Here is an 11,534-nt window from a genome sequence, read left to right as displayed (position 1 = left end):
GAACAGATATCTTATATTGGAGTTATTCCGTGCCTATTTCATCGTCCTCCCCTAAACCCACCCCAATGACTTTAACTTCCAGTCAATTAGAGCAATGGTTTGCTAATATAGAACGGAATCAACATCCGAATACTTCAGAAGATGATCCCTATTTAGCGACTCAATTTCTTTCTCGATTTGGACTGCGTAATGCCAAACAGGTGGCCGAGTTTCTTAAAACAGCCGGTGGTAACGAAACGATAAACATGATAGTGCAAGAACTGGTAAAAGAAGAGGCACAACTTCAATTAATCAGGGAACGAAATGCAGAAGAGCAGCTCAAACAACAACGTTTGCTTTTCCTTCTTTTGACTTTCATTGCTAAAGATAAAAAACTTGCAAAACACGTTAACGAAATTATCCAACAACAAATCGATCAAAAACTAAAAGAAACAAAAACTGCTGAAGCGCAAAAAGTTAGCTACGCTGCCTTACAGATTGTTGACGCTAATATTCAAGCATACAGTAAAGCAATCAAAGCATTAGAGGAAGAAGAGCAATCCCTCAAAGAAAAACTAGATGAGGTTGAAGAAGAATTAAATGCTCTTGAAGAAGAAGCATTGTTAATGGAAGAGACTCATGTCCATATGACTGACCACTTGGATGAGCTTAATGTCTTCCTGCAAGCCCCCATATTCAACAATCAACCAATCACGCAATTTATTAGCTATTCAAACCAACAAATAGCTTCTTTATCTGCACAGCTTGCAGCGCTTAAAGCACAACATGCAGCCCAAACGTCTACCTTAAGCGATGCCAGTAGAGTACAAGCGATTGAATCACCTACTGACAGAAAAATTCGAATGCTGCAAAATCGACTCGACTTTTTCCAAAAGCAATTTGTACAACCACCTCAAAGTTCAGAACAAGTAGTGCAACAACTTATTGCACAAGTAAGAACCCGATTAGAGGAGTTACAACGTTCCAATGAGCTACAAATCCCAATGACGCTTCGTGAGCGTGAATTAGAAGGGTTAAGATTACAAGAACGTGGATTCTTACAGGCGCAACAATTTTTGAGAAAAGAGAAAATTCTTCTCAACTCCCAATTGGAGCCGGTCAATGATTTTACCCAAGCTTATTTAATCATTGATCCAAATGAGCAAGCCCGTTACCGAAAACACGGTAATTCCTATGTTATCCTTTCTGAAGATAGACAGCCAGATGGCTTGACTGCTGAGGATTGGTTGCAAGCAAAACTTAATTACGAAAGGTTGAAATCTGATATTTGTTGTGTCAATGCAGATTATTATGAACGAAGACAACAACAACTTGACTCGCTGGATCAGCGTAGACAACCTCTTCTCACCAAGAAAAATAATTTCATTGACCGCCTTGAAGAGGTTAAAGCAAATAAGGTTGAGCAACTTCATGCATTATCCAGTGCTAAAGCTCAACGCGCCTTATTAAGTCAACCTCAGGAGGAAATCACTCCGTTGTCGATGTCACCCAGGCCAACCCCAAAAACGGCGCCTAAACTTGAACCCAAGTGTAGTTATTCGCTTATGATGCCTAGTTTAAAATGCTTGGTACCAACCCTTGCGCCAGCACATAAAGTTGATTTGGATGAACGATTCAATGAAGTAAAACCTGCCCAAATTACGGAGCCGGAACTGAGACTTGATTGGCTTTATAGAGCTAAAAATCAGATGCCGGATATTCCTGCTCCTGAATTGGATTCCGAGTTAAAATATAAAAAATAACAATTCATTATCACCAAAATCAATTATCCGAGGCATTTATGTCTCGGATTTGGGTAAAAACCATCCTATGAAAATCAAAGACATTCACAACATCACAATCCACCTAAAACGAAGCATTTAGATAAAAATGAGTTTCTTCGATAGTTTTAAACCCATGCATAATCAAATTTATATGATAATCTATTTGACAAGATCTAATACGAATTGTTACTATCTAAGAATAAATAATTTATTTCACACTCTGTAATATACATGAACAATAACGCACAACATCAAATTTCTTTAAACAGCTCTTTGGGGTTGGTGGGTGTTATTGCTTCTATCGTTTCTGTTGTGGTGGTGGTCGTGGTCTTCCTTTCCTCGCCCTAGAGTTGTGTTTTGATTATTCGGCCTCTCTAGGGAGAAGGCTAAATAATCAAGCGATACAACTAACAATCATGAGGAGAATCACCATGGGAAACGCACTTGATGCAGAGGCATCGCAGAAAAAAATCACTTATCGCGCTATCTTTATCATAACTTTATGTGCTGCATTTTTATTTTATAAATACATTCTCCAAAATTTTCCAAGTGTAATGCCTCAACAATTGATGGATGCGTTTCACTTACAGGGACTGGGCCTTGGTGTTTTATCGGGAGTGTATTTCTGGACCTATCTTATTGTGCCACTATTTGTAGGAATTGTTCTCGATCGTTATGGTACACGTTGGATTACTACAGGAGCCATTTTTTGTTGTGCGATTGGTATCTATATTTTTTCTCAAGCCCAAGATTTAAATACCGCGATTTTGGGGCGTTCTTTAACTGGTGTTGGTGTTTCTTTTGCCTCCATCGCCTACTTTAAATTGTCAGCAGTATGGTTTCCCAAGAAATACTATGCCTTATTGACGTCATTACTTGTTACTGCTGCAATGATTGGCGCAATTTTTGGGCAAATGCCACTGGCATGGTTAGTGAGTCAGATAGGCTGGAGGTCCAGTTTAGCTAATCTAGCTTGGATGGGCATCATTTTGTCGTTCTTATTCCTAATTCTTGTTAAAGACAAACCAGACTCTTCCATTGAAGCATCCCAGCCAGAACCTCAGCATGCCTCTAAAAACCCTCATTTATGGAACGATATTTTACTTATTGTAAAAAACAAACAAAACTGGTTATTAACAGGGTTTAGCGGTTTAGCATTTTCTCCCATTGTTATTTTTTGTGGCTTATGGGGAAACCCTTTTTTACAGAAAGCATATCATTTAGATAAATTGGTTGCTCCTTCGCTTATTTCTTTAGTTTTTGTAGGCTTAGCAATTGCATGTCCTGTATTTGCATTATTCATTAACCGCATACAAAATCGTTGTTCTTTTATGTTTTACAGCACCTTGGTTTCTGCTTTATGTATCAGCTTGGTTATTTACGCACACCCCATGCCAATCTGGCTATTGAGTGTATTGCTTTTTCTATTTGGTTTTAGTTTAGGCGCATTTCCAATAGTATTTGTCATTGGAAAAGAATCCAATCCATTATATCTGGCGGGGACAGTAACCTCCTTAATCAATGCGAGTGACGCTTTTCTGGATGCAATTACTGAACCTGCAATAGGAAAACTTCTTGATGCGTTCAGTAATGCCGGTCCTTCTCATGATTTTTCATTATTTAGTTACCATATTGCTTTGGCCATCTTGCCTTTATACCAAATAATTGGAGCCTTTTTGATGCGTTGGGTTAAAGACGAGCATCGTATAGTCCATTAAAAAATAACGAATCATTAAGTCTCTCTGTGAACTTAATGATTCGTTATCCAGGATCAACTTCTTCATCAAGAACAATATAATCCCGCTGCAATATTCTCCCACTTTGGAAGACACCAGCAAAGACAATTCCAGAATTAGGTAAAAAATAGGCTCTGACAAACAGCAAGAACTGCAGCTTTAATTATCAGAATAAGTTAATTCGATACTGTCAACATGAACATATACCCAAGCATATAGGCCCGAAGCAAGTTTAACCTGAATTCGTTTATAGTCTGCCACTTCGTACGAATCTGCTTTTTTTAACTCTTCTGCACTGACATCAAAAACCATACCCTCGACACTATCTGCTGATTTTCCAGTATAAGTAATAATCGGATGCTCGTCCTCACCACTTGTAGCAATGACACTCAAGTCTTTTATTCTTACTTTAGATATACCAAACCCTGGAAGACTATCTTCAGCTCCTTGTAATTTTCTGCCAAAATTACTTAATTGAACTGATTCATAACGTAATGTGCCATAAGAAAATAGTTTTTCAGTATTCACCGATTTCTACCTTAGAATAATAGTTTTGGCAGATTATCCAGAATTTTCTATTAATAACAAGAGAAACCTAACATCGTCCTCGATTTGACGGTTAGTTTTAATCATTTCTATTTTGATGCGCACGTGTACTTGCAACGACTTTATTTCGACCCATTTTTTTTTGACTGATAAAGTACTTCATCCGCGTTAATATCAACTCATCTAACCTTGTCCCATCATCAGGATAAAAAAATATCCGTATGGAGAATGTAACTGAAATAGGCTCATCTTGATTAACCCATCGGAATCATTTTTTTAGACAAAGCCTGGTGGCACAACAAACAGCGTTGCGGCCTCAACCAATTAAGTGGGACTTCCTTCTAAACTGTATTCATCCAAAGCCAATAATATTTTCTCTTCAAGTGACTTAGCTTTTTCTAAGGGTTGATTTACTCCATTGATAATAATGGAAAAAATAAATGTTTTTTCATTTGGATTGATCATGTAGCCCGATAATGAAGAGATATCATGCATTGAACCCGTTTTGGCATAAACTTTTTTCTCAAGCATGGTCTTCTTCATTCTGTCTTTTAGCGTGCCTGAAACACCTGCTTGAGGTAAAGCCTCGAAAAATATTCTGTTCATATCTTTATCCTGATAAAGATCACTCAGCAGGATTACCATTTGTTCGGCTGTCACCAAATTATAGCGAGTTCCTTCTCCATCGACGATCTCCATTTGAGACAAATCCAGGTGTGTATGTTCAGATAATATTTTTTTAATAGCGAAAGCGCCTTCTTTATGAGACCCCTTTCCTGTGAGCGTGTAGCCTAATTTTTTGGTTATACTGTTCGCATAGAGATTATCGGATTGCTGTAACATATGTTTTATTAATTTATTAAGGGGTTTAGATTGAAAACTCGCAATAAAAGCAGCATCCGATGGGGATTTGCCGGTAAGGATTGTTCCTTTCAAAACAAGGCTGCTTTTATCAATAGCTTTTTTGACTACTTGTTTTACCAATAAAATAGGGTCAGGAATTGCAAGTTCTATTAACTTTGGATTTTTTTCTTGGATCATGCAGCCATATAATCGCATTGTATTTTGCGGTTTAATTTCAAGATTAAGACTACAATGATTCTTTTCCTCTTCTTTACTCACTGTAACCACTTCATTAATAAGTGTTAAAGCTTTAGGCAGAGTTTTGGGTTTAACCACGGCAGGCTTGCCTAATTCTTTCGCACTAATTAACTCATACACCACTTTATTTTCATTCAATATTGCCGCTGTATCTGGAGCAGCATAATACCACCCCAAATCATCATAAGAGGTCCCACTTGGATAATTCGGAGATTGATATTGTGAGCTATCAATCACCACATTGCCGTTTATTACCTTTTCGCTATTTTTTTGCAAATATTGTAACAACGAATTCAAATTCCCAACAGTAAAAGACGGTGAACCGGTAAATTGAATATAGTAATCTTGATTTTTTCGAGACAGCGTTGTTATAAAACGATAGTCTGGTTTTAATTGATAAAGCGCTGCTGCAGCTGTAAGTATCTTCATACCACTAGCTGGAGATAATAGCTTATCAGCATTTCGACTATAAACGAGTTGTCCGCTCTGGGCATCTTTAATCAGTATGCCAACAGTTGCATGGGGTAATTGTTGTGCAATAATCCCATCTATTTTTTCCGAAAGCGTCTGAGTACAGCCCATTTGGTTGAAGAAAAATGCAGCAATGACCCACAAATAATTAGAATAGCGCACGACATTTACCCTAATAAGTGACATGAAGTATAGCTTTACCCATTCAGACCCGAAGTGCAACCCCTCTGATTAAGAATGTTATAGGCACTTCCCATTCAGAATCCTACTCCTCTTCAACACAACGACTTTAAGTAAGAATCTTCTCCTCTAACACGGTTGTAGATTCTTCTGAGAGAGAGACAATATGTTCATGACGCTCAGGACTCAACAATTTTTGAGATGAGTACAGAATAAAGATACTTAAGGGCAACAAACTCAACAAGTCAAAGGGAAACTTTAAAATACCTATACCTCCAAAAACACCCAAATAGGAGATAACAAGTATCGTCATCATATAAAATAAAAACCAATATAAAAGTGCACTATTATCCCAGGTGTTTTTACGATGGTAAATGCAATAAATCAGAAGACCAATAAGTAAAGCAATATCCAGTTTCCATATGACCGAAAATCCGCACCAGTACAGCATTAAATTGCAAAAATAAAATGCAATATGAGAACAAACTAATGCACCAGACAGTCTAAAAGGCCTTGGTGTTTGTGGCTGTAATTTACGCATTGCTAAAAGACATATAGGCCCGATGCTATAGGACAAAATACTTGCTGAAGATAGAAAAGCCACCAACTTTTGCCATCCAGGAAATGGTAGAAATGAAAGCATTCCAACCAATAAATTTGCATACAACGTCACATAAGGAATCTTATGCCGATTTACCTTTAAAAAGATTTTAGGTAAATGATCATTGAGTGCCATCCCATATAAAATGCGTGACGTTGCGGCTGTATATACGAGCGTTGTTCCAAAGGGGGAAAATGCAGCATCAATTAATAGTAAAGTTGCCACAACACTGAGTCCTGAGAGTAAAGCTAATCCGACTAAAGGTCCGCTATCACCTGGATAACTTAGAGCATGCCAGCCATTAGTTAGGTATTTCTGAGGAACCGCTGCGATAAAACTCAATTGCAACATGAAGTACAAGATAAATCCAATCAGCACCGCCCCTAGTATCGCAATGGGGATATTTCGCTGTGGATTTTTTACCTCCCCAGCCAATATCAAACCATTCTGGAATCCAGTAAACGCAAAGGCAATACCTCCAGCTGAAAGTGCCGTGAAAATATTTATCCAACTTTCTTTTGTAGACAAATCAATTTGAACGTTGCCAAGGTTTGGTGCAACATGAAGTAAAGAAAAAATGGCTATGCTTGGTAATATAAATTTAATAATACTTGCATACTTATTGCATTCAACCAGCAATTTAATTCCATAGGAATTCAATACAACAACAAAAAGCATGATGCTTATCGCGGCAACATAACCATATCCAGAAAGTGTAAACGTTGTTGAGTCTTTGACAATTAATAGTGGAAAAAAGTGACTTGAATATTGCAGAATTGCCTGAATTTCTATAGGAGTCATAACCACATAAGACAACCACGATGTCCATGCAAACAAAAATCCAACTTCCTTACCATGGGTAAAGGTTGGATAGTTAGACATTCCTCCAGAAATAGGAAACATCGTTCCAAGTTCGCACAAAGGAAGTGCAATAAATAACATAAAAACAGTAGCAATACCCCATGAAATTAATGAATTGCTACCTGCCATTTGGGCGCTGATGAATGGGCTAAATAACCATCCGGAACCAATCATTCCACCCGCAGAGGCAATTAGAATGTTAGTTGTTGAAATATCACGTTTTAACATAAATAAACCTCAAGCAGGCAAAACTCTAATTTAGCCGAAAAAGTCATAAAGATACAAGTACTTAATCATGCTATATTAGAAATAGTCTAGGCACATAGGAATCGAGTCACCGACTTAATTGTATTTTTTAATGAATCTCAGTTAGTGATATCCCCGCTCTATTGCATCAATTTCTTTGATAACCTCTTTCCCTTTTTCATCAGTTGGAGTATTAAACCAAGAATCTAAAATTTCTTTGGCTAAATCTTGGGTCAACAATCGATTGGATAGAGCCAAAACATTCGCGCTATTCCATATTCTTGCACCCTTAGCTGTTTGAGCATCAGTACACAGAGCCGCCCTTATACCCGGTATTTTATTCGCCACGATCGAAATGCCTGTACCAGTCCAGCAAAAAAAAATACCCTCATCACACTCACCCTTCCGAATTGCCTCAGCAGCAACATGAGCAGTTTTTATCCATGGTTCACTTTGCCCTGTTTTGATTGCCCCGAAGAGGACTACTTGATGCCCCAAACGTTCAAGCTCTTCCACAACGAACTCATTAACAGGATAGAGCGCATCACTACACACTGCTATTTTCATCGATTTATAACTCCTTGCCATTCAAAAAACCAGGTAACTTTCCGTCATCCCCAGCCTAAGGGAAGATAACCATACTTTAGCTGTATTACTGCACGCCAAACCAACCCCCTGTATCGCCTCCAGCCCAGCATGAATTATTTTTACATGCATCGATTTTTACCGAACAGAGGAATTTAAAATGCCCTATCTTACTGATATCCATCCCTTGATACCCTTCCGGCTGGCATATCCGCTCCACATATCTTCCTCGAACCCGGATTTGGCCCATTACATAAATAGTTTCAGCCACAGGATAAACACCTTGGTTATGTGAGTAACATGCAATATAACAACCTGGATCCAGAGTATAACTATTATCTGTGGGTAAAAAAGCCTGTTCAGCACCAGGATAAGGATGATTAATAACACCATTATTTCCAAGAATATAAACAGGAAAAGGTGATGGTAATAAGGACTTATTTACATCTGGACTCGCTTTAGGTGTAGATGCGTTAAGAGCACAAATTTGTATGCCCATTAAAAATCCAACACCAAACAAAAATAGTCTTTTCATTTTTTATATCCTTAAAGCATTAACTCTTTTAAGTATAGGCAATAAAGAAATTGGTTTTTTTTGAATTACCGCCTCCCCGAGTGTAATGAGGGAGCTCCGGTTGCAACAGAGTACTAAATCATGGAGATCGATCATTGCTTTCGGGGTGACGGCAAAAAAGCTCACGCTGCGCTTGACCGAGGCGGTAGCTAATAGACTTTATCGTGATGGATGCTCAACTCCATTGAAATCAATATCATAAGTTGAAGCTGGATAAAATCCTTTCTTCACTCTGATTGCTCGGCAAAACACATTGAGGAGCATCAGCGTGCTTTTAAACCTTAACCAGCGATATGCTTTGTTTTTTAATACATCATGTGCTCTTCGGTAATCTTTGATGAAACGAACTGGATTTTTAAGTAAATATTTGAGGCTATGAAGCATCATTCCCTTGCCGAGCATGAACGGCTGCATATGTTGCATATTGGGGATATCATATTGACGCTGTCCACTTAAGATACTATGCCAATCAATTTTATCGGTAAGAAGGTGGAAACCACTAGTTACTCTTGGATTACACTCTAAAACATAGGCTTTATCATTAATCAAAATAAAATCAAACCCAATTTGACCACTAAATTGGAAACGTTTGCAAAATGTTTTGATAAATTCGGTAATTGGTTTTATTTCTGCAGGCTCAAAATAAATTCCAGTAGAACGTCCTACCCGATATTTGGAGTGATAACACGATTGAATTAATACCTCTCCATTACGGGCAATAGCATAAGTACTGTATTCTTTTCCTTGAATAAAATCTTGAGCAATATAGGGTTCATTAAGAGTAAGTTTAGCAAGCTCTTTGGGTGATGGTTTAATGAGTGCATGCGAACCAAAACGGGAAAAAACAGGTTTTAAAACAAGCGCTGCGTCCGGAGGAAGATTTTGCTTGTCCTTATCTGTGTAGACTAACCAACTTTGAGGTGCCGTCAAACCATATTCGTGCACAAGTTGATTAAACGTATATTTATGATACAACTGATTTAAACGTTCAAAAGGTTCACAAAAAACCTTAGTGTGCTGTGATAGCTCCTCATAGCCCTGGCTGACATAAAAAATTTCTTCACATGTAGGAATAAGTAGATCAATTTTATATTGAATCACTATTTCTTTTATTGCCTTAATAAACGCAGCGAGGTCCTGATTGGGTTTAGGGATGACAAAATGCTTTTTTATTCCTATAACACATCGCGCAAGTGGAAAAAGCATACTTTCAGCACTATAAACCTGATACCCCTGATTCATGAGGCTACGCATAATATCCATGGTAGCAGGTGCTCTACCACCAGTAACTAAAATGTTCATCTACATCATTCCTTAAAAACCAATTTAAAGTACGGCTCACACATTATTATGAGAGAGAAGAACATTATATGGAGTTGGATGAACTCATAGCCGCTCTAATCCTTTAACAAAGCCAATATAATGCTCAATAGAAATTATTTTTATTATCATTTCATTATTCATGTGAGCCATTTGCATTGAATCCTCTCCCAGCTCGCCAAAAGTAGCATGATTATCAATAACTTCAAGAGGTAAAGATAAGGCATATGCAAATATTTGACGTATATTTGCTAATTAGTCTGGCGGTGATAATGGGTTAGATTTTTTGGATAACAACTTTTACTTTGGATTCAGCAAAAACGAACGATAATGCCTTTAAAAAAAGAACAACTAAAGACATACTCAATTTTATGCCCTAACGAAGGTAAAAATACGTCTGGGTATCGTCTTACTTTATACCCAGACTATATGCTCATGATGACTTCCTGCGTTGCATAATTTGTGAAAAAAACTCAGGTTTATTCAAGCCCATGGACGCAAAAATTTGCGGTACTCTATCCCATGAGCCTTCTTCCTCAATACTTGCAACAATTAACTCAAAACCAGCCTTCTTATCCGCTTCAAGTCCCCAACCATTAATAAAGCTTAGGCCTCTTAATCGTTTTGCACCGACATGGCCTAATGCGATTGCGGCAGATAAATAAGCATGTGCCTCTTCAAAAAGCTGATTGCATTTTTTTAAATTCGCTTCACTTTTAAAAACACCTTCTTTTTCTAAATTTTGTCTGAATTTAGCTTCTTCAAGAATCATTTGTCCTAATTGATAATTTGCCTCTGCATCATCCAATCCTGCAGCTGCCCTATAACATTCCATGTACATTAAATTTGCATAAGGGAATTTTTTATTGCCATTTAACTTACTGTAAATAGATGCCAGTTCAAAATAGTAAGCAATTTCCTTTTTTAGTATTTCATCTCCGGGTTGATTATTTACCCGATTTGCTTGCATCGCTTTTATTCGCTTAGTAATTTTTTTAATTTTCCAGCGTTTTAAATAGGACATAACTTCTCCTGCCATTTGCTATGATGTTGATTGGATAAGATATTGCAATAAAAAAATCACAAGAACAATCAGGATCATTAACCCAAGAATCTTTAATCCAAAACCAGCAGACTCTCTTATTTCTTTCCCAATTTGTTTGCTTGGAGCAGCCTCTTGCTCCTCTTTTATATTTAACTCTGATTTATAAAGATTATTATCTATGTGGTTCGATACAAAATAAGAGATCAGTCCGGTAATCATGCTCGGCACAAAAAATATAAGCCAAGCAATAACTTTACTGGCTCCAACACTATAATTGTAGTCATCCTGCAATGAGCTCAAAAGATCTAAAATAATCGCAGGCACATTATAATTTAGCCCCCAAGCCAGGTAAGGCAATATATATAAACTAAAGAAAAATAATCCCAGGCTGAGAACCAAACAGATCATGCCTAGAATATAGAGTTTGCTGTTGCTGCTAAATCGATCGTGTTCCATAGTAACCTTAAATATCCTTTTCTTAATTTTAAGATAGCAGATGGATCTA

The 11,534-nt window shown here is 37.5% G+C and carries 10 protein-coding genes; 2 read left to right on the top strand and 8 right to left on the bottom strand.

The genetic code is table 11. The annotated features are described in order from the left end of the window. Positions 1-29: 29 nt before the first annotated feature. On the top strand, positions 30-1,742 hold the full coding sequence (locus tag OQJ13_RS00380) for a hypothetical protein (RefSeq protein WP_265708365.1): 1,713 nt from the start codon (positions 30-32) through the stop codon (positions 1,740-1,742). Between the two features lie 452 nt (positions 1,743-2,194). Further along, a complete protein-coding gene (locus tag OQJ13_RS00375) occupies positions 2,195-3,481 on the top strand; it encodes an MFS transporter (RefSeq protein WP_265708363.1) in 1,287 nt (428 codons plus the stop codon). 177 nt (positions 3,482-3,658) lie between these two features. Here OQJ13_RS00375 and OQJ13_RS00370 read toward each other — a convergent pair whose 3' ends face one another. From OQJ13_RS00370 to OQJ13_RS00335, 8 genes are all read right to left on the bottom strand, one after another. Next, positions 3,659-4,027, bottom strand: coding sequence for a gamma-glutamylcyclotransferase family protein (locus OQJ13_RS00370; protein WP_265708361.1), 369 nt, complete (start codon positions 4,025-4,027; stop codon positions 3,659-3,661). A gap of 342 nt (positions 4,028-4,369) precedes the next feature. Further along, positions 4,370-5,779 carry a D-alanyl-D-alanine carboxypeptidase/D-alanyl-D-alanine-endopeptidase gene (gene dacB, locus OQJ13_RS00365; RefSeq protein WP_265708360.1) on the bottom strand — a complete coding sequence of 470 codons (1,410 nt, stop codon included), beginning with the start codon at positions 5,777-5,779 and terminating at the stop codon, positions 4,370-4,372. A gap of 127 nt (positions 5,780-5,906) precedes the next feature. Continuing rightward, positions 5,907-7,487, bottom strand: a complete 1,581-nt coding sequence (locus OQJ13_RS00360) for an APC family permease (protein WP_265708359.1) — start codon at positions 7,485-7,487, stop codon at positions 5,907-5,909. A 141-nt stretch (positions 7,488-7,628) separates the two neighbouring features. After that, positions 7,629-8,072, bottom strand: a complete 444-nt coding sequence (locus OQJ13_RS00355; protein WP_265708357.1) for an RpiB/LacA/LacB family sugar-phosphate isomerase — start codon at positions 8,070-8,072, stop codon at positions 7,629-7,631. Between the two features lie 85 nt (positions 8,073-8,157). Further along, entirely contained in the window at positions 8,158-8,589 is a 432-nt protein-coding gene (locus tag OQJ13_RS00350; protein WP_322783748.1) for a hypothetical protein, read from the bottom strand. Positions 8,590-8,823: 234 nt separating this feature from the next. Then, on the bottom strand, positions 8,824-9,966 hold the full coding sequence (locus OQJ13_RS00345; RefSeq protein WP_265708353.1) for an ATP-grasp domain-containing protein: 1,143 nt from the start codon (positions 9,964-9,966) through the stop codon (positions 8,824-8,826). Between the two features lie 451 nt (positions 9,967-10,417). Further along, complete coding sequence (locus tag OQJ13_RS00340; protein WP_265708351.1) at positions 10,418-11,008, bottom strand: hypothetical protein; 591 nt, start codon at positions 11,006-11,008, stop codon at positions 10,418-10,420. A gap of 18 nt (positions 11,009-11,026) precedes the next feature. Next, positions 11,027-11,485 carry a hypothetical protein gene (locus tag OQJ13_RS00335; protein WP_265708349.1) on the bottom strand — a complete coding sequence of 153 codons (459 nt, stop codon included), beginning with the start codon at positions 11,483-11,485 and terminating at the stop codon, positions 11,027-11,029. Between the last annotated feature and the right edge of the window lie 49 nt (positions 11,486-11,534).

Origin of the sequence: Legionella sp. PATHC035 (assembly GCF_026191115.1) — a bacterium.
In the GTDB taxonomy this organism is placed as follows: Bacteria; Pseudomonadota; Gammaproteobacteria; order Legionellales; family Legionellaceae; genus Legionella.
The sequence above is the reverse complement of the archived record's forward strand: the minus strand, read 5'-3'. Positions and strand labels throughout refer to the sequence as shown.

Excerpts from the sequence above, each read along its gene's own strand:
- OQJ13_RS00345 (WP_265708353.1), bottom strand. The coding sequence starts at position 9,966 with ATGAACATTTTAGTTACTGGTGGTAGAGCACCTGCTACCATGGATATT.
- OQJ13_RS00340 (WP_265708351.1), bottom strand. The coding sequence starts at position 11,008 with ATGTCCTATTTAAAACGCTGGAAAATTAAAAAAATTACTAAGCGAATA.
- OQJ13_RS00375 (WP_265708363.1), top strand. The coding sequence starts at position 2,195 with ATGGGAAACGCACTTGATGCAGAGGCATCGCAGAAAAAAATCACTTAT.
- OQJ13_RS00350 (WP_322783748.1), bottom strand. The coding sequence starts at position 8,589 with ATGGGCATACAAATTTGTGCTCTTAACGCATCTACACCTAAAGCGAGT.
- OQJ13_RS00335 (WP_265708349.1), bottom strand. The coding sequence starts at position 11,485 with ATGGAACACGATCGATTTAGCAGCAACAGCAAACTCTATATTCTAGGC.
- OQJ13_RS00360 (WP_265708359.1), bottom strand. The coding sequence starts at position 7,487 with ATGTTAAAACGTGATATTTCAACAACTAACATTCTAATTGCCTCTGCG.
- OQJ13_RS00355 (WP_265708357.1), bottom strand. The coding sequence starts at position 8,072 with ATGAAAATAGCAGTGTGTAGTGATGCGCTCTATCCTGTTAATGAGTTC.